At 43.5% G+C, this 23,766-nt stretch carries 21 protein-coding genes and 2 rRNA genes; 10 read left to right on the top strand and 13 right to left on the bottom strand.

Annotated features, from left to right (window positions below):
• Positions 1-134 precede the first annotated feature (134 nt).
• Both BLT41_RS16440 and BLT41_RS16445 read right to left on the bottom strand, forming a co-directional pair.
• Positions 135-2,120, bottom strand: coding sequence for a methyl-accepting chemotaxis protein (locus BLT41_RS16440; protein ID WP_170830400.1), 1,986 nt, complete (start codon positions 2,118-2,120; stop codon positions 135-137).
• Positions 2,121-2,282: 162 nt separating this feature from the next.
• Positions 2,283-3,089 (bottom strand): class I SAM-dependent methyltransferase, encoded by an 807-nt coding sequence (locus tag BLT41_RS16445; RefSeq protein ID WP_092163127.1) that lies wholly within the window; start codon positions 3,087-3,089, stop codon positions 2,283-2,285.
• Positions 3,090-3,251: 162 nt separating this feature from the next.
• Here BLT41_RS16445 and BLT41_RS16450 point away from each other — a divergent pair, with 162 nt between their 5' ends.
• From BLT41_RS16450 to BLT41_RS16485, 8 genes are all read left to right on the top strand, one after another.
• Positions 3,252-3,728: a MarR family winged helix-turn-helix transcriptional regulator gene (locus BLT41_RS16450; RefSeq protein ID WP_092163129.1), complete on the top strand. Its 477-nt coding sequence runs from the start codon at positions 3,252-3,254 to the stop codon at positions 3,726-3,728.
• 159 nt (positions 3,729-3,887) lie between these two features.
• The gene (fdhF, locus tag BLT41_RS16455) at positions 3,888-5,975 is read left to right on the top strand and encodes a formate dehydrogenase subunit alpha (RefSeq protein WP_092163130.1); all 2,088 of its coding nucleotides are present in this window, start codon (positions 3,888-3,890) and stop codon (positions 5,973-5,975) included.
• A 36-nt stretch (positions 5,976-6,011) separates the two neighbouring features.
• Positions 6,012-6,596 (top strand): 4Fe-4S dicluster domain-containing protein, encoded by a 585-nt coding sequence (locus BLT41_RS16460; RefSeq protein WP_092163131.1) that lies wholly within the window; start codon positions 6,012-6,014, stop codon positions 6,594-6,596.
• Between the two features lie 11 nt (positions 6,597-6,607).
• Entirely contained in the window at positions 6,608-7,987 is a 1,380-nt protein-coding gene (locus tag BLT41_RS16465; RefSeq protein WP_170830401.1) for a [FeFe] hydrogenase, group A, read from the top strand.
• A 1-nt stretch (position 7,988) separates the two neighbouring features.
• On the top strand, positions 7,989-8,540 hold the full coding sequence (locus BLT41_RS16470; protein WP_092163133.1) for a 4Fe-4S dicluster domain-containing protein: 552 nt from the start codon (positions 7,989-7,991) through the stop codon (positions 8,538-8,540).
• A gap of 11 nt (positions 8,541-8,551) precedes the next feature.
• Positions 8,552-9,343 carry a LytR/AlgR family response regulator transcription factor gene (locus tag BLT41_RS16475; RefSeq protein WP_092163134.1) on the top strand — a complete coding sequence of 264 codons (792 nt, stop codon included), beginning with the start codon at positions 8,552-8,554 and terminating at the stop codon, positions 9,341-9,343.
• 24 nt (positions 9,344-9,367) lie between these two features.
• The gene (locus BLT41_RS16480; RefSeq protein WP_092163135.1) at positions 9,368-11,104 is read left to right on the top strand and encodes a LytS/YhcK type 5TM receptor domain-containing protein; all 1,737 of its coding nucleotides are present in this window, start codon (positions 9,368-9,370) and stop codon (positions 11,102-11,104) included.
• 129 nt (positions 11,105-11,233) lie between these two features.
• Entirely contained in the window at positions 11,234-12,649 is a 1,416-nt protein-coding gene (locus BLT41_RS16485) for a carbon starvation CstA family protein (protein WP_092163136.1), read from the top strand.
• 89 nt (positions 12,650-12,738) lie between these two features.
• Here BLT41_RS16485 and BLT41_RS16490 read toward each other — a convergent pair whose 3' ends face one another.
• Genes BLT41_RS16490 through atpD form a run of 9 tightly spaced genes read right to left on the bottom strand, consistent with a single transcriptional unit; the run spans position 12,739 to position 19,293 of the window.
• A complete protein-coding gene (locus BLT41_RS16490; RefSeq protein ID WP_092163137.1) occupies positions 12,739-13,605 on the bottom strand; it encodes a F0F1 ATP synthase subunit gamma in 867 nt (288 codons plus the stop codon).
• On the bottom strand, positions 13,592-15,118 hold the full coding sequence (locus tag BLT41_RS16495; RefSeq protein WP_092163138.1) for a F0F1 ATP synthase subunit alpha: 1,527 nt from the start codon (positions 15,116-15,118) through the stop codon (positions 13,592-13,594). Before BLT41_RS16495 ends, BLT41_RS16490 begins: the two co-directional genes overlap by 14 nt.
• Positions 15,118-15,867 carry a F0F1 ATP synthase subunit B family protein gene (locus tag BLT41_RS16500; protein WP_092163139.1) on the bottom strand — a complete coding sequence of 250 codons (750 nt, stop codon included), beginning with the start codon at positions 15,865-15,867 and terminating at the stop codon, positions 15,118-15,120. Before BLT41_RS16500 ends, BLT41_RS16495 begins: the two co-directional genes overlap by 1 nt.
• Before the next feature lie 2 nt (positions 15,868-15,869).
• The gene (locus BLT41_RS16505; protein WP_092163140.1) at positions 15,870-16,148 is read right to left on the bottom strand and encodes a F0F1 ATP synthase subunit C; all 279 of its coding nucleotides are present in this window, start codon (positions 16,146-16,148) and stop codon (positions 15,870-15,872) included.
• Between the two features lie 12 nt (positions 16,149-16,160).
• Positions 16,161-16,847 (bottom strand): F0F1 ATP synthase subunit A, encoded by a 687-nt coding sequence (locus BLT41_RS16510; protein ID WP_092163141.1) that lies wholly within the window; start codon positions 16,845-16,847, stop codon positions 16,161-16,163.
• Positions 16,838-17,152, bottom strand: coding sequence for an ATP synthase subunit I (locus tag BLT41_RS16515; RefSeq protein WP_244512315.1), 315 nt, complete (start codon positions 17,150-17,152; stop codon positions 16,838-16,840). The genes BLT41_RS16510 and BLT41_RS16515 overlap by 10 nt, the downstream gene beginning before the upstream one ends.
• The gene (locus BLT41_RS16520) at positions 17,142-17,525 is read right to left on the bottom strand and encodes an AtpZ/AtpI family protein (protein ID WP_092163155.1); all 384 of its coding nucleotides are present in this window, start codon (positions 17,523-17,525) and stop codon (positions 17,142-17,144) included. Before BLT41_RS16520 ends, BLT41_RS16515 begins: the two co-directional genes overlap by 11 nt.
• Entirely contained in the window at positions 17,522-17,902 is a 381-nt protein-coding gene (locus tag BLT41_RS16525) for a F0F1 ATP synthase subunit epsilon (protein ID WP_092163156.1), read from the bottom strand. The genes BLT41_RS16520 and BLT41_RS16525 overlap by 4 nt, the downstream gene beginning before the upstream one ends.
• Positions 17,902-19,293, bottom strand: coding sequence for a F0F1 ATP synthase subunit beta (atpD, locus tag BLT41_RS16530; RefSeq protein ID WP_092163157.1), 1,392 nt, complete (start codon positions 19,291-19,293; stop codon positions 17,902-17,904). Before atpD ends, BLT41_RS16525 begins: the two co-directional genes overlap by 1 nt.
• Before the next feature lie 319 nt (positions 19,294-19,612).
• On the opposite strand from atpD, the gene recQ reads away from it, so the two are divergent.
• Both recQ and BLT41_RS16540 read left to right on the top strand, forming a co-directional pair.
• Positions 19,613-21,841: a DNA helicase RecQ gene (gene recQ, locus BLT41_RS16535; protein ID WP_092163159.1), complete on the top strand. Its 2,229-nt coding sequence runs from the start codon at positions 19,613-19,615 to the stop codon at positions 21,839-21,841.
• A gap of 93 nt (positions 21,842-21,934) precedes the next feature.
• Positions 21,935-23,410, top strand: a complete 1,476-nt coding sequence (locus BLT41_RS16540; RefSeq protein WP_244512316.1) for a glutamine amidotransferase-related protein — start codon at positions 21,935-21,937, stop codon at positions 23,408-23,410.
• Positions 23,411-23,480: 70 nt separating this feature from the next.
• Here BLT41_RS16540 and rrf read toward each other — a convergent pair.
• Positions 23,481-23,595 (bottom strand): 5S ribosomal RNA (rrf, locus tag BLT41_RS16545).
• Between the two features lie 82 nt (positions 23,596-23,677).
• A 23S ribosomal RNA gene (locus BLT41_RS16550) occupies positions 23,678-23,766 on the bottom strand; the annotation flags it as partial.

The raw sequence follows: 23,766 nt of genomic DNA on the forward strand, positions 1-23,766 counted from the left end.
CACCATAATTAGTAAATTTTCACCTTTAATTACAGTGTATTAGTTCTAAATAAAACCATGTGAAATGTCGCAAAATAAACAATGGCACGATTTGGCATAATGAAAGTAAGTTATGCATGATTACTATTTTTTCACTAACCTAAAGAGGCTTCATTTCCTTCACTGCGAAGGTCACCAATTATCACAGACAATTTCTCAGCTAAAACAGTCAACCCGGAAATAGCCTGTGCTGATTCATTTACAGCTGTAGCTGAATTGGATGCAAGCTGAGTAACCTCAATAACCGCACTAATGATTTGCTCTGAGGCTATTGACTGCTGCTGTGTCGATGCCGCAATCCCTTCTATACGTACTGCAACATCATCCGAATGAGCTTGAATTTTTTGGAAAACGTTCACGGAATTAGCTACTTCCTGATTAGCTGAATCAACAAAAGTCAACGTTTGCTTAACTCCATTAACATTTCGAAGCGATGCATCTTGAATAGTTACAATACGAGCTTCAACCTCTTTGGTGGCTTGCATCGTCTTCTCAGCAAGTTTTCGAACTTCGTCGGCGACTACAGCAAACCCCTTACCAGCATCTCCGGCGCGGGCTGCCTCAATTGCAGCGTTCAAAGCCAGTAAATTAGTCTGATCCGCAATTTCATTAATAACCCCGATAACATGTCCGATAGAATCCGTATCCGATCCCAGCTTGGACATATCCTCTTCCAAAATAGAAACATTTTCAGCAACCTTTAACATTGATTGCTCAGCGCGTTGCACCACAATGATCCCATCTCCAGCTTCTTCTTTAGCCTCACAAGCTGCCTTTGATGAATCGCCTGCATTGCGAGCAACCTCAAGAACAGTAGAATTCATTTGTTCCATGGCAGTTGCAGATTCAGCCATCCGTTCCTGCTGAACACCCGCTCCCGTAGCAATAATTTCTGTTCGGGACTGTAATTCTTGAGAAGCATTTATCAGCTCACTAACTACACCATCAGCTTTAACAGCTGCTTCTCCCATCTTCTCTACAAGAGACTGAACATACTTTTGCTGTTCTAGAGCTTCATCCCGAGAGACTTCGGCGGCCTTTGCCTGAAGGATCGCTCCACTCTCCATCTCTTTAGCTTCATTAATAAGCGATTTAAGATTAGAAACCATACCTACCATTACTTTTCGTAATTCATTCAACTCTGCACAAAAGTTTCCTTTAGGCTCTTCATCTAAATTCCCTGCTGCAACACCTTTAGCAAAAGCATTTAAACGCTTAAGAGGTTCGGTTACAGAAAACATTACCCATAACAACAAACCGAGAATTGTCAGTCCGGCAAAGACTTCAATTCCAATTACTAAATATTTAGTAAACATTGCGTCATGCTGCGACTGAGCTGCACTCTCAGCTGCAATACCGGCATAGACTGGTTCAAGCGCACGAGCTGCTTTAATTAGATCTGCTGTTTGTTCAGCTACAGCTTTATTTGACTTTGCGTATTCATCAAATGTATTTAAATATCCATCTAGCGCTTTAAGCTGAATCTTTCCTTTCTCGCCGAGGTAGTGTTCGTTAACAAGATCACGAAGCTTCAACGCAATGTTATCAACACGTTTCAAATATTTATCATCACTTCGAATAATATAATTTTTTTCGTGGCGCCGCATTTGCAACAAAAGCACTACGAATTCAGAATCCTGTTCATTTTCCTTAAAAACCTTTTCCATGTTTCGCGCATTTAAAATAAACTGCCATCTCAACCCATCATTCATCGTCAAGCCTATCTGCTTATATAAATCAACAACTTTAGACATTGCAGTTTCATATTTAGTTAAAAGCTGCATTGCATCGCTGCATCTCTTAGCCATTTCTGGTTGCATTAAAGCTATTTTTTGAAGGGTTTCTCCAGCACGTTGTGAATACTTTTTAGTTTTTTCCACATATGACTCTTCCCGACGCAAAATAAAATTTTTCTCCTGCCTTCTAGCCTGAAGCAAGTCAGCCGTGCCTTGATTAGCGAGTAATTCTATTTTTCTAGTTTGCTCAATCAATATCCCGCCGTAAAAATTCACTCCAAAAATGCTGAACAATCCTAATAAAATACAAATAAAAACCAATAACAGTTTCCCCTTAATACTCATAATGACCCTCCGCTTTTTTGCTGAATTATGACCATCAAGCATTTTGCAAAGAGCATACCGATTTTTATTCAAACATTTAAGAGTATTAATCAATTTAATCGTGCAAAAAGATAAGAATTAACGAAACAAATCTCGCAATAACAGTAAATACTCGCTACAGTCTTACGGTTTCCGAGCTACTGCGATCAATCTGCTGCTTAACGCAATCATCTCTGGATGCTCAGCATATTTTTGTCCCATGGTAATCATTGCCTGATACGTTGCATCGTTTTCCATACCCTTCTCTAGCTTTGGATCCGGGGGAAAACATAACATCGGAGTTATTCCGGCCAGTGTACATAATTCCATATTTTGATCCTCAAAAATGGCCGTCAATTCACCGGGACCAAGAAGATGAAGCTTCATTCCGTTGTCCATAACACACACACCTGTTTCAAGGATTTGAAGAACCTGTTCAGATGGTGATGCACGAAAATTGTCATAGGCTCTGCGGTATCTGTTCCCAGCATCACACAATACATAGCCGCCCGGACGGACCACTCGGCAGTATTCACTGATCGCCTTCTGCGGGTCGGAACACAAGCTTATTGGTTCTCCTGTCGAAATAACCATGTCAAAGCTTTCACTTTTAAGCGTGTGCAAGTCGCAGACATCAAGTTCCTCAAAACTTACTCCCTTAATAAACCCTTTTTTCTCAGCATAATCCTGAGCTTTTACAAGCATATTTGGAGAGAAGTCCGAAAGAACCATATCAAATCCCATGGGAACTAAATGTTCAGCCCATCGTCCTGTACCACACCCAGCCTCCAGTATCCTGCCATTTGGGATATGAGACAATAGTGGCTGAATGTAGCTCCACCAACTATCGTGATACAATTGAGAGCTTCGTTTTTGCGATCTGCATTCTCTCCCGGCGGCGTGATCTTCTGCTTTCCGATCCCATATTGTGCGTAAATTTTCAGTAGTCATATTTTCTCCTTTTTAGATTAAAAGAAGCATAACCTCCGGCTAAAACTTTTGTAAAGCTTCTAAACAATATTAATTGAATTGAATTACTTTACACGCTAACAACAATTAACTTTAACAAGAATTCATTTGACCAGAATGTAAAGAAACTTTACAAATAAAAACATGAATACCAAAGAAGAAACCGTTCGACACATGACCCGTAGACTGAAACGCATCATTAACAAACACATGCGTATCGAAAAACTTCCCATTCCTGTCGGTGAGACCCTTCTGCTGAGTCCGTCCGAAGTTCACTCAATTCAAACAATCGGTAATAATAAAGGGGTAAATATTAACACACTGGGACAGCTTATGGGGATCACCAGAAGTGCAGCTTCCCAGATGGTTGGAAAACTAATGAAAAAAGGTTTGATAGAGAAGCGATCAGCAACAAACAACAAAAAAGAAACACTTGCTTTCCTTACTGATTCAGGTTGGGAAGCCTTCAAAATTCATGAAGAATTTCACGAACGCCACCTCAACGATCTTTTGAATCAACTGGATGAATTTTCAGACACACAAATTGCTACAACATCCACGATCCTTTCCGTTGTTGAAGACATTATGAATAAGCGCATGGCGGAACTCTTCGACATCTAGCTCTCAACTGATACAAAACAACATTCATTATAATACCAGCACTCAAATCATAACTTTTCAAAAAAATCCTTGCATCCCTTCCAAACTCGTCTCTATGGTCTGCCCATTCAAAACGTATCCTATAAATATAGCCCATCTCACACGGCTGACCATTAAATTATGAAAAAAATACTCACCACCTGCCCTTATTGCGGATCAGGCTGCAATTTTCATCTTCAAGTAGAAAACAATCAGATTATCGGAGTTATCCCTGCTATGAGCAACTCAGTTAACCAAGGTAGTTTGTGTGCCAAAGGGCATTTCGGCTTTGATTTTGTTCACCATCCAGATCGGTTAACGTCCCCGCTTGTCCGTAAAAACGGCGTATTAGTAGAAACAGACTGGGACGAAGCTTTTTCTGTAATCACTGAACGGTTCAAATCATTCAAAAAAGATTTCGGACCTGATTCAATTGCCGGATTCAGCTCGGCCCGTTGCACCAATGAAGAAAATTATCTCATGCAAAAATTTATGCGCGCAGCCATCGGTACCAATAATATCGACCACTGCGCGCGACTCTGACACGCTCCCACTGTAGCCGGTCTGGCTGCATCATTCGGAAGCGGGGCAATGACTAATTCTATTGATGAACTGGATTTGATGGGCACGGGTAATGCCATTTTTGCAATCGGAACCAACACCACAGAATGCCATCCTATTATAGGATTGGGCATGATGAAAGCGGCCCAGCGCGGAGCAAAGCTGATTATAGCCGACCCGCGCGCCATCACCCTTACGCAACATGCGGATGTCTGGCTTAGACTGAAACCCGGAACCGATGTCGCCCTGCTAAACGGGCTTGCTCACGTTCTAATTACCGAAGGGCTGGCGGATGAAAAATTTATAGCGGAACGCACCGAAGGATATGAAGAATTTCGAGCCTCTGCCATGCGCTATACTCCGGCATACGCTGAAACCATTACAACCGTTCCAGCAGAACTTATTTACAAGGCGGCCCGCATAATAGGCACCGCCCGTACCACTGCTACATATTATACTATGGGCATAACTCAACACACTTCCGGTGTTGATAATGTCCGCAGCGTCGCTAATATTGCTATGCTCACAGGAAACATGGGAAAAGCTTTAACAGGTGTTAACCCCCTGCGCGGTCAAAACAATGTTCAAGGTTCTTGCGACATGGGTACGCTACCGGACGTTTTTCCGGGCTACCAAAAAGTCCGCCTACCGGAAGTACGCGAGAAATTTAGCAAAGCTTGGGAAATTGAACTATCCGAAACAACAGGGCTTACAATCCCCGAAGTTTTGCATGAAATTGAACACGGTAATGTAAAAGGATTATTCGTTTTCGGTGAAAATCCTATGCGCAGCGACCCTGATATCAACCATGTGAAACATTGCCTTGAAGCTGTTGATTTTCTGGTTGTGCAAGATATTTTTCTGACTGAAACGGCAGAACTGGCGGATGTGGTTCTACCCGGTGCAACTTTCGCGGAAAAAGACGGAACTTTTTCCAGTACGGAACGACGGGTTCAGCTTATTCGCAAAGCCATTGATCCGATCGGAAACAGCAAAGCCGATTGGCAGATACTTGCTGAACTGATTAAGCGCATGGGAATAAAAACAAAATACAATTCCCCCGAAGACATTTTTAATGAAATGCGTGCGCTTACCCCAAGTTATGGCGGAATAACTTACTCCCGTTTAGAAAATGAAAAGTTACAATGGCCGTGCCCTTCCGAAGATCACAAAGGTACTCCGGTCCTGCATGTTGATAAATTTGTGCGCGGCAAAGGTTCTTTTTTTGCCGCTGATTATAAAGAACCAGCTGAACTACCTGACGCTGATTTCCCTTTAGTTCTTACGACTGGACGAGTAACAGCCCATTACCACACCGGCACAATGACGCGCCGCTGCTGGGGACTGGACGGACTTCGACCGGAAGAAATGCTGGAAATCAATCCGGCAGACGCAAAACGCTTTGGAATCGAAGATAACGGTTATGTTGTCGTCACATCCCGAAGAGGTGAACTTAGAGCGCGGGCGCAGGTGACTGAAAGAGTCCCCGAAGGACTGACTTTTATCACCTTTCATTTCAGCGAAAGTCCGGGCAACATACTCACCAACAGTGCCACTGATCCTGAAACAGGTACGCCTGAGTTTAAGGTTTGTGCCGTAAAAGTTCGAGCAGGCAGCGCGGAAAAACATCCGGCAAAGCCATACAATATCAATAACGTCAGTGCATAATATTTTTGCATCATAAATAATTACAATGAGGAATATATGTCTTCTTCCCTGAACCATTTTATAGCAGCTGATCCTGAAAAATGCATCGGCTGTAAACTTTGCGAAGTCGCCTGCTCCCAGGCTCATTCGTCCAGTCCGGCATTCACAGCAGGAGCACTTAACGCGCCTATTCTGCCCCGTTTATACGTTGTGCAGACTCCTGAAATTACCATTCCCGTTCAATGCCGCCACTGCGAAGACGCCCCTTGCGCTAATTGCTGTCCTGTTTCCGCCATCAGCCGCAAAAACGGTGCGATTGTTGTTGAAACAAAGCTTTGCGTTGGATGTAAAACCTGCATGCTCGCTTGTCCTTTCGGAGCAATTGAACTTCTGCCTGTATATAAAAACGGCGCTCCAGTGATGCAGGCTGTTCTGTGCGAAAATGGTGAAACTTCAATGGACGAAGTGCCCATGCTCTTTGCCGGAAAATGCGACCTTTGCTCTGATCGGAAAAAAGGTCCTGCCTGCGTTGAAGTGTGCCCTGAAAAAGCACTGAGCTTAATAGACCCTTCCCGCATGAAACGGGAACGCAACATTAAAGCGGCTATGAGTTTTCTAAACACTTCACAAAATTTTTCTTAAGGTTAATATTCATGTCCAAATCAAAACAACTTATCATAATAGATGAAGAACTTTGCACCGGCTGCGGTCGCTGTAAGGACGTATGCCCCGTAGACGCTATCTCCGGAATTCATGGAGAGCCGCATAAAATTGACTCTTCCCGCTGTGTATTTTGCGGACAATGCGTGCAGACATGCAGTGCTTACTCTTCAATTTTAGATGAACCGGAAACTCCGCGCGCAGATAAACTTCTTGAACGCGGTATGTTTCAATCAACAACGGAACCTCTGTTTGCCGCTTATTGTGCGGGTGATGTCTTCGAAATTTCAGACGCACTAAAATCAGACAAATTTACTATGGTTCAATGTGCTCCGGCAGTACGAGTCTCTATAGGCGAAGATTTTGGAATGAAGGCAGGAAGCCTCACCCCCGGTAAAATGGCCGCCGCACTTCGCAGACTGGGTTTCGACAAAGTGTATGACACAAATTTTGCCGCAGACCTCACCATAATGGAAGAAGGGAACGAACTTCTTTCACGCGTTAAAAATAACGGAACGCTCCCGATGTTCACCTCCTGCTGTCCGGCATGGGTGCGTTACATGGAGCTGAATTATCCTGATTTATTGCCGCATCTTTCAAGCTGTAAGTCTCCCCAGCAAATGTCCGGCGCATTATTTAAAACCTATGGTGCCGACATTAACGGCAAACAGCGCGCGGAAATATACAGTGTTGCGGTTATGCCCTGCACCTGCAAAAAATTCGAAAGCGCAAGACCTGAAATGAGTATGGAAGGACACCGCGACGTTGATGCTGTTTTAACTACACGTGAACTGGCATACATGATCCGCGAAGCAGGAATTGATTTCGAATCACTGCCTGATGAAGATTTCGACAAACCACTCGGCACATATTCCGGAGCAGGAAATATTTTCGGGGTTACGGGTGGAGTTATGGAAGCCGCACTTCGCACAGCGTACGAACTTGTTTCAGGTGAACCAGTACCCGAAACAGATCTTATTTTTGTCCGTGGCGAGGAAGGTTTCCGCATAGCTTCCATGACCATGGGTGAACAGACTTTCAAAATTGCGGTAGTTGCCGGACTTACAAACGTTGCTCCGCTTTTAGAAAAAGTACGTGTAGGCAACGCAGATGTAGATTTCGTGGAAGTCATGTGCTGCCCGTCGGGATGTATCAGCGGAGGCGGTCAGCCTAAAGTGCTGCTGCCGATTGAACGGGATGAAGTCTACCGGTGCAGAAAAGAATCCATGTACTCACATGACAAAAACTCCAAGATTCGCAAATCACATGAAAATCCTGACGTGCAAAAAGCATATGCTGATTTTCTGGGCGAACCTTTAGGTCACACTTCCCATAAATTGCTGCACACAGTTTTCGGCAAACAGGACGCATAAAATGAAAGCCTTCGTTATTGCAGATCCGCGTAAATGTATTGGGTGCGGAGCGTGTGAGGTTGCCTGCGCTTCAGCGAACAGCGAACTGTCTATCCCGGAAGCGGCAAGGCTGCGCGCGGCATTTAATCCCCGTTTAAATTTAATATCGACTCCTGAAATAACAATGCCCATACAATGCCGCCAGTGCGAAGACGCTCCTTGCGCAAAAGCCTGCCCAGTAGGAGGGATTGTCTATCTGAACGGAGTGGTTCACATTCGCAAAGAAAATTGTATCGGCTGTAAAATGTGCATACTGGCCTGCCCTGTTGGAGCCGTTAACATTTTACCTCTTGATAAAAATCTGCCGCGCCCTGCCACAGGCTCTAAATACCCCTATGACAATTCGGAACTTCCTGAATTTTATGCACAGAAATGTGAACTTTGCAGCGACAGAGAAGAAGGGCCTGCCTGTGTACAGATTTGCCCTGCCGGAGCTTTTACCCTTATAGATGTGGATACCTTAAAAGAAACTGTCAAATCCAGACGCGAAAAGGTATTACGAAATCTGCAATAAGAGGACTTACCATGGCTGCAAAGCAGAAAATCAGATGTATTCTCATAGATGACGAAGCTCCTGCGCTGGATGAGCTTAATTATCTGCTGTCAGAGTTCAATGATATAGAAATCATAAGGACCGCAACTTCGGCCACTCAAGGCATCAAGTTGATACAGGAAGAAGAACCTGATCTCGTTTTTCTGGACATTCAAATGCCCGGCAAAAACGGTTTCCATGTATTGCAGGAAATTATGCAGTTTCCAAATCCGCCGCTCGTTATTTTTGCCACAGCCTACGATGAATACGCCCTGCGGGCTTTTGAAGAAAACGCCGTCGACTACATTCTCAAACCCTTCTCGCAAGAACGGATTTCCAAAAGTCTTGAACGGGTCCGCTGCCTACTTTTTGCAAACTGCACTGAAAAAGTTGAAGTCCCCAACATGAACGCATTACTAAGCGGCATGGGACTGGGACACAACGTTTTGCGGATTTCAGTTGAAGGGAATGGACGCATACTTCTTCTCGAGCCTGCCGAAGTAATTCTATGCAGAATGGAAGATCGTAAAATCATGGTTTACACTGCCGAAGATATTTTCCCCTGCTACGGAGATAAGACTCTCGATAAACTTGAAGAACGCCTCCAAGGACAACCTTTTTTCAAAGCTAATCGGGGCGAGCTTGTAAACCTGACCCATGTTCGGGATTTTGCGCCGTGGTTTAATGGAAAATACGTTCTGACCATGAATAACATTCAAGAGAATGAAGTCATAATAAGCAAGGGCCGCGTAAAATCTTTTCGCGAAAGACTTGGACTTGCATAGCTCAGTATGCGGAGAATTTAAGATATGAATCCCGAAACTCTGATCATCACCCTTGCGGAAAGATTCGGCCTTATCGTAGCCGGAGCATTTCTACTGCTCACCATCACACCTATCCATAAAATAGGATTCCGTAAAACTTCACCCAAGGCAACAATTGCCACACAAATACTCATTTTCGGAATTTTCGGAATACTCGGAACATACGGTGGCAACTTCGTATTTCAATCAGTAGCAAATTTACGGGCAATGGCGGTTATCACTGGCGGCTTATTCGGCGGACCATTAGTCGGACTCGGCGCCGGACTTATAGCCGGAGGTCATCGCATTTTAATAGATTTCGGCGGATTCAGCGCCGTTCCCTGCGGACTTGCAACAGTTTTAGAAGGTACTGCAGCCGGATTAATTTCTCTCAAACTTGCCAACCGTATGGACTGGCGAGCCGCCGCCGGTCTCGCCTTTGTGGGTGAAATCATCCATATGATCATGGTCCTCTACCTTTCAAGTCCGTATTCCGAAGCATTAAAGCTTGTAGAATTAATCGCACTGCCCATGATCATTTTAAACACTTTCGGTGCAGCTATTTTTGCACAGGTTATCAACATAGTTTTCCGCTACGGCACCAAACGCGATTCCATACAGGCGCAACAAATTCTGGACATTGCCAACCTCACGGTGGGACACCTCCGTTCCGGTTTAACCATGGAATCTGCTATGGAAACAGCCAAAATTATATTTTTCAATGTTTCTGTTGCAGCCGTGGCAATTACTGACAATAAAAATGTGCTGGCTCATATCGGAGTTGGTGACGATCATCACCTTCCCGGTAAAAAAATCAGAACAGCTTCCACCTTAAATGCGCTTGCCCAAGGTGAGCCTGTATTTTTGGATTCAAGTGAAAAAATCGGATGTAATCATCGAGGATGTCCTTTCACTTCCGCAGCGGTTGTTCCCCTTCATAAAAAGGGTGAAATTTTAGGAACTTTAAAACTTTACGGAACAAAAAAGAAAGAGCTTGATCTGCTTTCCTTTGAAATAGCCAAGGGACTCGCCAATCTGTGCTCCACACAGCTGGAACTTGAAGAAATTCAAATCAAAGAACAAATGCTTGCTCATGCGGAAATTCGTCGCCTTCAAGCTCAAATAAATCCTCACTTTCTATTTAATTCTTTAAATACAGTTACATCCTTTTGTCGTACAAATCCGAACAGGGCGCGGGAGTTGCTCCTTGAGCTATCCTCGTACATGCGCAAAAATCTGGACAGCAGCCGCGGCTACATTCCGCTATCCGAAGAACTTGCCCAGCTCAAAAGCTATCTTGCAATTGAACAGGCCCGCTTCGGAGACCGCATTAAAGTTGATATTACTGTTGAAAAAGAATGCGAAGACTGGCCCATCCCGCCGCTGATCATCCAGCCGCTGGTAGAAAACAGTGTGAAACACGGCATAATGGGACGCGAGGAAGGCGGTCAAATTACTATTTCGATTCAATGCGATAGAAGGCAACTCAGCGTTTCAATAAAAGATGACGGTGTCGGAATGAGTCAGGCTAAATTGGATCAGCTCTTTGAAAAAAAGAAAATCGAATCATGCGAGGAAGGAATAGGTGTGCGCAACTGCATTCAGCGTATCGAGCAGATATACGGCCCTCAATGTAAAATAACAATCACCAGCAAACTAAACGAAGGAACCTGCGTCAGTTTTAAAATTCCAAAACTGCGAAATCAACCCCGGAAAACGGACTTTCAAACAACAACAAGCTGATTCGACACTTTGAATGTCATTTCAAACATCGAATTAGTCACTTCAAGCATGAACTGTTGAACCTGCCGACCCCTTCATGTCAGAAAGGTGCATAATTTTCATTCAGCACAAAAGATGGAGGTCTTGTCTATGCTATTTTTCTTTGCCTGCGTTGCATCCCTGATTGTCGGATACCTTATCTACGGTAAATTTGTTGATAATGTTTTCGGCCCGGACGGTAACCGCACCACCCCTGCTTACACTATGCGTGATGATGTTGACTACATGCCCATGCCTAAATGGAAACTGATGTTCATTCAGGTTCTGGACATTGCCGGTATCGGCCCGATCTTCGGACCTATTCTCGGCGCACTTTACGGCCCTGCCGCCCTTATCTGGATCGTAATCGGTTGTATCTTCGGCGGAGCTGTCCACGATTATTTCAGCGGAATGCTTTCCATCCGCAACAACGGTGCAAGCGTACCTGAACTTGTTGGTGAATATCTAGGAATGCCTGCCCGCCATGTTATGCGCGTATTCGCTTTCGTTCTGTTAATGCTTGTCGGCGTAGTTTTTGTTCTCAGCCCAGCAAAACTGCTCACAGGTTTGACCGGAATCAACACCGGACTCCTTGTAGCCTGTATTTTCGCATATTACTTCCTCGCAACTATTCTTCCAATTGATAAACTTATCGGAAAACTCTATCCGCTTTTCGGAGCACTGTTACTGGTCATGACCATCGCAATTGCAGTTGCACTCATGTTCAGTGATCACGCGTTTCTGCCTAACCTTGACTTTGCTGTTAACACCAGCCCCACTGGCAAACCAATGTGGCCTCTGCTCTTCATCACTCTTTCATGCGGAGCAATCAGTGGATTCCATGCAACACAGTCGCCACTTATGGCTCGCTGTGTAAAAAATGAAAAAGAAGGACGCTCAGTATTCTACGGTGCAATGATCATTGAAGGCGTCATCGCGCTTATCTGGTGTACTATCGGTTTGTCTTTCTATGACTCCCCTGAAGCTATGAACGCTGTTATCGCTTCCGGCAGCCCTTCCGCTGTAGTTTCACAGGCTGCAAATGCACTTCTCGGACCTGTAGGCGGAATCTTCGCAATCATCGCTGTTGTTATCCTGCCCATCACCAGTGGTGACACTGCATTCCGCAGCACACGTCTTATTGTAGCTGAAACATTCAAACTTGATCAGGGTCCTGCAATCAAACGTCTGCTAATTGCGGTTCCTCTGTTCGCTCTTGGATATGTAATCTCTACTCAGAACTTCACTTCAATCTGGAGATACTTCGGATTCTCAAATCAGTGTCTGTCCATGATGGTACTCTGGACCGCAGCAGTTTACTTAGGACAGCGCGCAAAACTGCACTGGATTGCATCCATCCCTGCCACCTTCATGACAGCGGTGGTTGTAACATTCATCATGCAGGCTAAAATCGGATTCGAACTTAGTATGAACACATCAATACTGATCGGGATTGCAGCAGCCGTAGCCACAATGGCTCTGTTCCTCGTAAAGTACGTTGCCCCCAAGGCAGTACAAGAAAGCTAATAACAGCCTTAAGCCTCACCTTCGAATACCTCGCATAAAAAAGGCCCGCTTTAGCGGGCCTTTTTGTTTATTATCAAATAGATACCGTATTAAAACTTTCCACCCGAAACAGCCTCGACTCCCGCGACAATATCAAGCAGTTCACCCGTAATAGTTCCCTGCCGAGTATTGCGGTAGTCCGACTCGAGCAATTCGACATGCTCTATAATATTTTTCTCAGCCACCTGCATTGCCGCCAGCCTTGAGCTGTTTTCCGCGGCAAGAGATTGCACGATAGCTCCGTAAACTGAAATATAAATGTATTCCAGAAAAAGAGTCGAAAATAAATCGGTAATAGGAATATTCGTCATGGGCAAAGATCTACTTTCCCACGGCGCCCCCTTTGATCTTATACTAAGCGGAAGTATATGCTTTGCGGCAACCCTTGAACCATCGGGGGCAAATCTATTATGCACAATGCTGAATCTGTGCATACCTTTTTTCCTTTTCCATTCCTCAAGGTTACGTTCAATGTCATTAACTATGCCGTTAACTCCGCGCAAACTTCCCGGAACTCTGAAATTTAGATCTGTAGTAACTCCGCTACCCTCAAGAGCTCCATGCACTCTTTCTCCGCAAGTCCAGCACGAAACAGTAAACCCTTCGGACTTAAGCTCATCAATCACCCGCAAAGTTTCCTGCTTTGAAACCTCATTAAACTGACCACACATCCCTTGATCCGAACCGATAGCAAGCAACACGGCAACTTTGCCTTTTCCTGTGTTCGGAATTACTCCGGCATTTTTGAAAAACACACTCCAGCCGTCTTCAACAACTTCCGCATATTCCCCGACACCCTGCGCAGCATTCTCAAAATGCCGAATGTTGACCGCAGCCAATGCTTTCATTGTTTTAACAACAGAAAGCAGATCATTAGTGGTAGAAATTTTCTTTTTTACAGCCTCAAGAGCCTGCATTGATTTCCCTCCACAGCTCAATATACTTTTCTATACTGCTTTTTAATTCATCCCAAATTCCGTCTTTTGATTCCGCTTTAGGAATCCTTTCAAAATCAGCAAAACCTTCGTGAGCTTTTTGTAAAATGAAATCTTGAATTTCACCTATTTTTTCGAGCGGAATCTCATCAAGCAAACCAAGTGATACAGCCCAGAGAATGACAAGCTGTTCTGATGCACTCATTGGAGAAAATCTATCTTGCTTAAGCAGTTCTCTGACCCGGACCCCATGATCAAGCCTTTTGCGTGTATCCTTATCAAGCCGCGTTCCAAATCGTGCAAAAGCCTCAAGCTCTTGAAACTGCGAATAAGTAAGACGCAGATCACCGGAAACTTTACGATATGCTAAAGGCTGCGCTCGCCCACCTACACGTGATACGGATTTCCCAACATCAATCGCAGGCAATAAACCCTTTTGAAAAAGCACAGGAGACAGATAAATCTGACCATCTGTTATGGAAATTAAATTTGTCGGAATGTACGCAGAAATATTTTGAGCCTCGGTTTCAACAATAGGCAATGCTGTTATCGTTCCACCGCCATGTTTCGGGCTAAGGCGAGTTGACCTTTCAAGTAACCTTGAATGGATATAAAAAATATCACCGGGAAAAGCTTCACGCCCCGGAGGTCTACGCATGAGAAGACTTAACTGCCTGTACGCCTGTGCATGACGAGTCAGATCATCATAAATAATCAGAACATCGCGCCCCTGTTCCATAAAATATTCAGCCATGCTCGTTGCGGCGTAAGGAGCAATATATTGCAAGCCGGACGGAGCATCCCCGTCAACTACGACTACAAAAGTATAAGCCATTGCTCCATGTGTACGCAAAGAGGATATAACTCTGGCAACAGACGTGCTGCGTTGGCCTATAGCGCAATAAACACAAACGACATCCCCTTTTTTTTGATTAAGTATAACATCAAGAGCAATCGCGGTTTTACCCGTTTGCCTGTCTCCAAGTATAAGTTCACGCTGTCCGCGGCCTATGGGAATCAAGGTGTCCACGACCTTAAGCCCGGTAGCCATAGGAGTATCAACCGGAGCACGCATGAGAATCGGCGGGGCTTCACATTCAACAGGACGGGTTTCTGTTGTATCCGGAGCGGGTCCATCATCAAGAGGATTTCCAAGCGGATCAACAATTCTGCCGATAAGAGCCTCACCGACAGGTACGCTTAAAACTGTCCCCGACGGAATTGCTTCATCTCCCGCACTGAGTCCCGAACTTCTCCCGAACAAAGCAACACCTATAGAATCCGGTAGAAGGTCAAGAGCCATCCCTTGAATGCCATCCCCGAGCGTAAGTAATTCTTCGGAACGGACCGATTTAAGCCCTTCGACTTGCGCAACACCGCGTGCAACAGATATTACCCTGCCCACCTCGCGGGACTCTGGATCATAATCCATTTTATCCAGTCCCCTTTCCACGGCTCCTAGTGCCTGATCTAGATTATCGCTTAGAAAACCCATTACTCTACTCCGGACGGACTCTTTGCAATTTCTTCAAGAATATTCTTCTCCAAGTCACCTACGTATGATGTAAGATTCCATTCCCATTTCCTGTCTCCTGCAACCAGTTCAATTCCAAATCCGAGTTCAGGTTCAACTTTAAAAATATGTTCTGCGCAGTCAGGAAAAAGCTTATTCAGCATAATGACAGTTTTTTCTCTGTGCACTCCTTCATGAGCAAATCCAGTACGGATTATGATTTCATTTTCCCTGCAATCAACTTTAACCGATTCCATTTCAATAATACGAAGCAATCCGGCCACAACACGCTCTTCAAGATCTGAATCAGATAAATCTAAAATTATGCGAGATGCTACAGAAGTAACTTCGTCCATGATCCGTTTTTTCAAATTTAAAGCGATTACATCCTTTTCGCGGCTTAGAGCAGACAGCCATTCCTCCCGCTGAATATCAATTTCTTTTTGCGCTGAAATCATTGCCTGCTGACGCCATTTTTCGGCTTCCGAATGAATTTCCGCCATGACTTCAGAAGCTTTATTTTCAAGCTCTAAATGTTTTGCCTGCAAAGATTTATTTAATTCATCCGCTTCACTTTTTGCATTACGTACCTGCTCCATTTCGTCAGCCACGCGCTCTTTTCGCTTCTTCATAGCTTTTACAAGTGGGCCGTAAAGAAACAACTTTAGCAAAAAAATTAAAACAAAAAAATTAATTATCTGCGCAAAAACAGTGAACCAATCAAGAAGCATAATTAACCTGCTGCCTTCTCAATAAAAAAGTTCCAAAAAGGATTTGCAAAAAGCAAAATCATAGCGAGCACAAAACAATAAATAGCCGTTGATTCAACCATTGCCATCCCTACGAAAAGAAACTTTACAATAGTGTTGGTTTCGTCTGGCTGCTGCGCAATTGCGCTTAACGCTCGTGAAAGCGCCATTCCTTCACCGATAGCAGGGCCGATAGCACCTATCCCCATGCATATTCCGGCACCAATAATTGATGCAAATCCAATCCAGCCGAGAGTTTCCATGTTTTTCCTCCTTTACACTTTTTGACCGCTTTCAGAATGAACTTCCAATCCGGCAGCAATAAATACCGCCGCTAAAACCGTAAAAATATAAGCTTGAACGACTCCTATCAAAAGCCCCAAAAGCTGCATTATCACAGGAACCAGAAGAGGCATTATCACGAGTAAAATTGCGCCCATCATTGTTCCGCTTAAAATATTTCCAAACAAACGCACAGCAAGAGCAAAAGTCCGGCTGACTTCTCCTATTATATTAAAAGGAAGCATGAGCGGAGACGGCTGCACATAACTTTTAAGATAATTAACAAGTCCGTTTTCTTTTATGCCGTAATAAGGAACAGCTAAAAATACGATCAGGCTAAAGGCTGTCGTCGTAGAAAGCGAACCTGTGGGAGGTGAAAAGCCGGGTACAGCGGAAAGAATATTTGAAACTAATATGAAAATAAAAAGAGTTCCCAGCAACGGCAAAAATCTTTCAGGATGCTGATTAGTTGCCCCTTCAATCTGAGTAAGTAATCCATCTACCAGAATTTCAAGAAAATTTTGCTTATCAGATATAATGGATGAAGAAGTAACTCTTCGTGTTACCAGCCACGAAAAAGCAACAAGTATGAACATGACAATCCATGTGAAGATAAGAGTGTCATTCAACTTTATAAATTCATAACTGAAATAAACAGTGAGATCCGGACTTATTTCCACGGAGTCCTCCTGCTGTTACGAATAATTGATTTCTCCGCTGAACAGTATTTAGACAACGCCGCAGTGCGTAACAGATAAAAACCTAAAAACGCAGATGCCAGCGGAGCGCCGCCCTGTTTCATGACACACAAGAAAACAAGCAAGGTCACTGCATACCGCAATAAACACCCTGACCAGAAAAAGAGACGTGGTCTAACGGTTCTCGGCAAATAGCGAATGGTGAGCCAGAGTCCTCCAAAATGGAGGATAGCTGCAAAGCCTCCGACAAAGAAAAAGGCTATAAGTAATAGATAATTATTGCTCATCATTTTTATCCGATTCTTTTGGCTCCAGTTCTTCTGGCTCCGATTCTTTAGGCTGCGGCTCCTCTCTCTCTTTAATAATTTTTATCTTCTCACGGTTCATCCACATTCCCGCAAAAACGCATCCTGTAAAAAGTCCAACCCCAAGCATTGTGAGCGTCCAGCTGAGCTTGAAAGGCCACATGTAATCCATCCATGCCCCTAAAAAAGCGCCAAGAACAGTCGGTAAGGCTACGGTCCAACCGACAACCCCCATAGAACTGAAGGCTGACAAAGTTCCGACCTGACCTTGTTTTTCCGCACGGATTCTGCGTTTCTCTTTGGTCGAGATATTACGTTTAAAATCATCTGAACGCTTTTTCTGATCAGGGCTCATACTGTTTCCACCTCGATTAAACTGCGAATGAATCCAGCTTCAAGTTTAGCCACAGTCGTCCGGGCGGCTTTTTCCGCTTCCGAAGCATCTTCAAGCATTCTGTCCACTTCTAATTCCAACTCACCAAGTTCACCCTTTACCGCAGCGTGTGATGAAATCCTTACAAGTTGTCCCTTTTTTATCAGTATGCCGGCATCTACTGCAAAGCTGATTGCCTTACCTTGATGATAATAAGTCAAAATCCCAGGAGAAAGCGCCGTTGCCATATCAACATGATTCGGCAACAGACAAAAACCGCCGAGAGTGCATTCGGCAACAATCTTGTCGGCTTCACAGTCCAGAAAAATTCCTGAGGGTAACATAATTTTAAACTTCATCAGCCACCACTTTTCTCCGTGGACAAGACCTCTTCTATGGAACCGATCATATAAAATGCTCGTTCTGATGATTCTTTGAATTCATCATTTAAAATCCGCTCACAGCCTGTGACAGTATCTGCAATATCAACAATTCTGCCTTCCATACCCGTAAAATGCCGGGTGGTATTAAAAGGCTGTGTCATAAATCTTTCTAACTTACGCGCGCGTGAAACGATAAGTCTATCTTCTCGCGAAAGCTCTTCGAGTCCCAGCATTGCGATAATATCCTTAAGATCTTCATATAAGGAGAGTGTCCGCCGGACCTCGCGCGCAACATCATAATGACGCTGCCCCACAATTGCGGGCGAAAGCATCATAGAGCGTGATTCCAGAGGATCAACAGCTGGATAAAAACCTTCACCAGCACGTTTACGGGAAAGCACAATAGAAGATGAAAGATGAGAAAAGGTATGAGTTGCGGCTGGATCTGTCAGATCGTCAGCAGGAACGTAAACAGCCTGAATAGACGTGATTGCACCTGACTTACTACTTGAAATACGCTCTTGAAGTTCAGCGAGATCTGCTCCCAAAGTCGGCTGATATCCCATGCGTGACGGGAGGCGCCCGAGAAGACCTGAAAGCTCCATACCCGCCTGAATAAATCTGAAAATATTATCAATCAGCAGTAGAACATCTTTGCCCTGATCATCTCGAAAATGTTCGGCAATGGTCAGTGCGGTATGCCCTGTTCGAAACCTTGCCCCCGGAGGCTCATTCATCTGCCCAAAAACCATAACAGTGTTATCGAGAACGCCGGCATCCTTCATTTCCCGATATAACTCTTCACCTTCTCGGCACCTTTCGCCGATCCCGCAAAAGATACTCATGCCGCTATGTCTGCCGACCATGTTGTTGATCAACTCAGTGATAAGAACAGTTTTACCAACCCCCGCTCCTCCGAAAAGCCCAGCTTTACCGCCTTTCTCAAGAGGCATAAGTAAATCGATGACCTTGATTCCGGTCATAAAAATTTCTTCGGAAACAACGCGCTTTGAAAGTTCAATAGGAGCATTATGAATTGACCTGTATTCTAAATTTTCCGGAAGAGCCCGCCCATCAACAGGTTCACCGAAAACATTTAAAACCCGCCCCAAAAGTTCTTCCCCCACCGGAGCCATCAAAGTTGTTCCCTCACTATAAACAGACGCACCTCTCGGCAAGCCGCCTGTTGGAGTCATAGCTATAGACCGGACAGTATTAAGGTCCAGATGATCAGCGACTTCCAAGGTAACTTTTCGATCTCCCTGCGCATATAAAACCGACAACATGGGAGGAATTTCATTAGAAAAGCGAACATCCACAACACTGCCGCGAACAGAAATAACTTCACCGCTATACTTGTGATCCATATTCAACCACCGTTTTAATCAGCCGTAGAACAACAATTTAACGCATGATATAAAATTCAACCTGATTTCAGAATACTTAAACAGCAAAACTTGTCCATCTTTTTTGAGTAAAGTTTACACAAAATAGTGAGTGTTCATGTTCTAATTCAGCCCGAATACGTACTATATCAATTAAAAATAGGTACATAAGCCAAAAACAGCTTAAGACATCAACGGTTGCCTTTAATATGAATAGGAGGCAAAACATTTCACGCACTAAAAAGCCCGGCTGTTTATTCATAATTATTTTTATTCACCACAACCTGACGGATAACATTTCATGCGCACCCCGCTGGACGTACTTCAAAAAACATACGGATACGAGAAATTCACAGGACTTCAAGAAGAAGTAACATCCCGCGTGATGGCTGGTGGAAATGCTGTTGTTTTCATGCCTACCGGCGGCGGTAAATCAGCATGTTATCAAATTCCTTCAATACTTCGCCAAGGTGTGGGTATTGTGATTTCTCCGCTTATCGCACTCATGCGGGATCAGGTTGCTGCGCTTAAGCAAATGGGAGTCCGTGCGGAATATCTGAATTCCTCAGTGAAAGGAAAAGAAGCCGCGCAAGTTATAAGCAGCTTACATAAGTCTGAACTAGACCTTTTATATATAGCGCCTGAAAGACTCGGTCAGCCCGGTTTCATAGAAATGTTGGAACAGCTTAATATTGCCTTGATTGCTATTGACGAAGCACACTGCGTTGCGCAATGGGGACACGATTTCAGGCCTGACTATCTACGCCTGAATGTTCTTGCCGAAAGGTTCCCGAATGTTCCGCGGCTGGCATTAACGGCGACAGCGGATGGACCGACACGTAGAGAAATTCTCAACAGGCTTTCTTTTACAGAAGACGATATTTTTGCGACAGGATTTGACCGCCCGAATATCCGTTATACTGTTGTTCCTAAAGAAGGCGAACAAGTTCAACTACTAAATTTTATTCAAACTGATCATTTTCAGGAATGCGGCATTGTATACCGTATGAGCCGTAAAAAGGTCGAAAAAACCGCTGAATGGCTCTGTAAAAAACGGATAAAAGCTCTACCATATCACGCTGGACTATCCGCCGAGACCCGTGAAAAAAATCAAGCCCGTTTCATGTCTGAAGACGGTATTGTTATGGTTGCAACCATCGCTTTCGGAATGGGAATTGATAAACCGGATGTAAGATTCGTAGCTCATCTTGATCTGCCCAAAAGTATTGAAGCATATTATCAGGAAACAGGTAGAGCCGGACGTGACGGACTGCCTGCCGAAGCTTGGATGTCAGTCGGAATCGGTGACATCGGTTTTCTGCGCAGAATGATAATGTCAGGCAATGCCCCTGAAGAACGCAAAGCTCTCGAGCTTAGAAAATTAAACGCTTTGCTGACATATTGCGAATCTGCAAACTGTCTGCGACAGGCTCTTCTTGGATATTTCGGAGAAGAACTCAAAGAACCGTGCGGCAATTGCTTTACATGTTTAAGCCCGCCTTCAAAATTTGACGGAACGATCGCTGCTCAAAAAGCTTTATCAAATGTTTATAGAACTGAACAAATGTATGGAGTAAACCACTTAATTGACGTTTTGCTGGGGAAAGAGACTCCGAAAGTTTTAAGTCAGGGACATGACAAATTAAGTACTTTCAAAATAGGAACTGAATATACCAAAGAAGAATGGGTTTCAATTCATCGCCAAATAGTATCATACGGGCTGCTGGATGTAGATATTGAGGGATACGGAAGCCTGAAATTGAATGCGGCAAGTTGGGAAGTTTTAAGAAAGGAAAGAACTGTCGACCTACGCAAAGATCCAATAATTGCTAAAAAGATAAGCAAGAAAGAAAAAAATATTAAACTCGTCATCGGAGGACAGGACTGTCCTTCTTTAACAACTCCCGAAGCAAAAATTTTACTTGATGATCTACGTACCCTTCGCAATGATCTTGCAAAAGAACAACAAGTTCCGGCATTTATAATATTTCCTGACAAAACATTACTCGAGCTTGCCTGTTACCGCCCGGAATCAACTAGTCAGCTATACGCTATCAGCGGCTTCGGAGATCAAAAAGTGTTTAGATATGGCAATGCCATCATAGAAATACTTATGCAGCATCAAGATGAACATGGGCGGCCGACAGATTTAGCACCAATGCCTGAGTCAAAATTTAAAACTGTTCCAACACATCAAAAAGAAAGTGAACCTGAAATTCCACCCTCTGCACTTGAAACTTTAGAATTATTTGAAGACTTGCAAGATATAGACAAAGTCGCAGAAAAAAGAAAAATAAAACCTGCAACAATATACAGTCATTTAACAGCTTGCGTGAAATCAGGTAAAATAGAAATTAAAGATATTTTGAATTATTCAAATTCCGAAATTGAATGTTTAAAAGACACAATGTCTTTATATAAAGAAGAAGGATTTTTGCAGCTTAATCCTATTTTTAATACTTTATCCGGTAATTATCCTTATGAAGTTTTGCGCTTGGTTCAGGCTGAACTTGATTATTCTATAAAATAATTTCTAAAACAAAGTACAGGTATTAAAGACCTCGTTGATATAACCTTATTTTTATGTTCCTCTTCTATAAAACAACCATTTTATGGAGGAGACATGAAAAAAATATCAATCTCTATTTTGATGTTATTCTGCTTTTTATCAACCGCTATTGCCTCTGACGGACCAGGAATACCTACTCTCAATACAAATCCAAGTCTGGATGTTATTGTTACCCGCACCACTCCGCTCCTATCTTTCAAAAATGCTGAAGGTGGAGCTCTCCCTAAAATGTATGAAGTTGAGCTGGATTTATCTGATTCTTTTAAGTCACCTAATTTACGGAAATTTACTCTCCCTGAAAGTAATGGTCTGGTCAGCGCGTTACAGATAAAAAAAGACTCCCCTCTTATTAATGAAAAATATTGGATGTGGAGAGTTAGGGCTGTTGACGCTAACGGACATAAAGGACCTTGGGCTGTTAGCAAATTTTATATAGATTCAGAAAGTGATGATCACTACTCCGGTTTTCAACGTGTCTACCCTAAATCCGTAAAAACCAGCAGTGGTTCCAATCCTGAATTTCTTATCGATTATAGTGACGCGGGCCTTAACAGCCAATGGCGAGCATCACCTCCAGGACCAAATTCAGAATGGATAGAACTGGATCTGGGTGAATCAAAAGAAATCAGCAGAATATGGTTACTTGCAGAATTCGAGAATACGGATGGCTGGCTTACTGACTTTCACTGGTTAGCGAGCAACGATGGAGCAAACTGGAATAAAATTCATAACGCCAAGATGACAAACTCAAACACTTACAGAAGTATTTTAGATTTTGCGCCACATAAAGCTCGATTTTGGCGACTTAAAATCACAAAATTCAAAGGTTATGCACCAGCTCTTAATGAAATAATGCTTTTTACACAGGGTCAACCTGAAATTCCCAATATCCCCACTCAACCATATGTCCTTGTCATCGGAAATCAGCGTAACGGTTTTACCTTCACCCGCCTTGCAGAAAGAATATCTGAGCTTGAACCCAAACTTGCTGTTGTACAGATTCCATTTTGGAAGGCCAACATGGCAATGTATAATGCTCTACCAAACAAACCTGTCGCGATAATATTAAGCGGAAATAACGCTAATTATAATGAACTTCCCATGTTTGAATATAATGGTGAATATGAACTGGTGCGCGAGGCACCAATTCCAATTCTGGGTATTTGTGCCGGTTGCCAAATGAATGCATTTGCATATGGCTACACTCGAGTACACTCAATGGGCTGGTCAGATATCTCAGCAATGAGACCAGAACAAAACCGTACTAAAATAAATATTGAGATTAAAGATTATATATTTAAAAAAGTACCAACCCCATTCATAGCTCCGGAAGTTCACGGTTGGGCTATCTACAGTTTGTCGAATAATTATGAAATAATCGCGGAATCCGATTACATTCAGGCAATCAGACGTAAAGACAAGATGAGATACGGAGTACAGTTTCATCCAGAAATCAAAGTTTCATACAATCAGGCTATTCCGGTCTTAAAGAACTTTTTAAAAATGGCATTAGAGAGAGCTAAAAAATAGGATTCTATTAATTTCCAAAGCACGCAAAAAGACCCGTACATTAACATGTACGGGTCTTTTCAAAATAAAGTCCTTGCGACGACCTAGTTTCCCACCAGCTACCTGGCAGTATCATCGGCGATGGAGGTCTTAACTTCCGAGTTCGGAAAGGGATCGGGTGTGGCCCCTCCTCAATGGTCACAAGGACAAATTTCTCTAGTTGGTAGTACTAACCGTACGAGGTCAGTAGTTATCAACCATAAATATATAGTTAATAGGGAAGAGAAGAAAGATAAGTCACACGATTTATTAGTACTGGTCAGCTGAATGTATTGCTACACTTACACCTCCAGCCTATCAACCAAGTAGTCTACTTG

The sequence above is a fragment of the Maridesulfovibrio ferrireducens genome, assembly GCF_900101105.1.
In the GTDB taxonomy this organism is placed as follows: domain Bacteria; phylum Desulfobacterota; class Desulfovibrionia; order Desulfovibrionales; family Desulfovibrionaceae; genus Maridesulfovibrio; species Maridesulfovibrio ferrireducens.

Coding starts and splice junctions, on each gene's coding strand:
- BLT41_RS16480 (WP_092163135.1), top strand. CDS start 9,368: ATGAATCCCGAAACTCTGATCATCACCCTTGCGGAAAGATTCGGCCTT.
- BLT41_RS16495 (WP_092163138.1), bottom strand. CDS start 15,118: ATGGGTTTTCTAAGCGATAATCTAGATCAGGCACTAGGAGCCGTGGAA.
- BLT41_RS16515 (WP_244512315.1), bottom strand. CDS start 17,152: ATGAGCAATAATTATCTATTACTTATAGCCTTTTTCTTTGTCGGAGGC.
- BLT41_RS16460 (WP_092163131.1), top strand. CDS start 6,012: ATGTCTTCTTCCCTGAACCATTTTATAGCAGCTGATCCTGAAAAATGC.
- BLT41_RS16465 (WP_170830401.1), top strand. CDS start 6,608: ATGTCCAAATCAAAACAACTTATCATAATAGATGAAGAACTTTGCACC.
- BLT41_RS16540 (WP_244512316.1), top strand. CDS start 21,935: ATGAAAAAAATATCAATCTCTATTTTGATGTTATTCTGCTTTTTATCA.
- BLT41_RS16500 (WP_092163139.1), bottom strand. CDS start 15,867: ATGCTTCTTGATTGGTTCACTGTTTTTGCGCAGATAATTAATTTTTTT.
- BLT41_RS16490 (WP_092163137.1), bottom strand. CDS start 13,605: ATGCAGGCTCTTGAGGCTGTAAAAAAGAAAATTTCTACCACTAATGAT.
- BLT41_RS16505 (WP_092163140.1), bottom strand. CDS start 16,148: ATGGAAACTCTCGGCTGGATTGGATTTGCATCAATTATTGGTGCCGGA.
- BLT41_RS16450 (WP_092163129.1), top strand. CDS start 3,252: ATGAATACCAAAGAAGAAACCGTTCGACACATGACCCGTAGACTGAAA.
- BLT41_RS16520 (WP_092163155.1), bottom strand. CDS start 17,525: ATGAGCCCTGATCAGAAAAAGCGTTCAGATGATTTTAAACGTAATATC.
- BLT41_RS16440 (WP_170830400.1), bottom strand. CDS start 2,120: ATGAGTATTAAGGGGAAACTGTTATTGGTTTTTATTTGTATTTTATTA.
- atpD (WP_092163157.1), bottom strand. CDS start 19,293: ATGGATCACAAGTATAGCGGTGAAGTTATTTCTGTTCGCGGCAGTGTT.
- BLT41_RS16485 (WP_092163136.1), top strand. CDS start 11,234: ATGCTATTTTTCTTTGCCTGCGTTGCATCCCTGATTGTCGGATACCTT.
- BLT41_RS16475 (WP_092163134.1), top strand. CDS start 8,552: ATGGCTGCAAAGCAGAAAATCAGATGTATTCTCATAGATGACGAAGCT.
- BLT41_RS16470 (WP_092163133.1), top strand. CDS start 7,989: ATGAAAGCCTTCGTTATTGCAGATCCGCGTAAATGTATTGGGTGCGGA.
- BLT41_RS16445 (WP_092163127.1), bottom strand. CDS start 3,089: ATGACTACTGAAAATTTACGCACAATATGGGATCGGAAAGCAGAAGAT.
- BLT41_RS16525 (WP_092163156.1), bottom strand. CDS start 17,902: ATGAAGTTTAAAATTATGTTACCCTCAGGAATTTTTCTGGACTGTGAA.
- recQ (WP_092163159.1), top strand. CDS start 19,613: ATGCGCACCCCGCTGGACGTACTTCAAAAAACATACGGATACGAGAAA.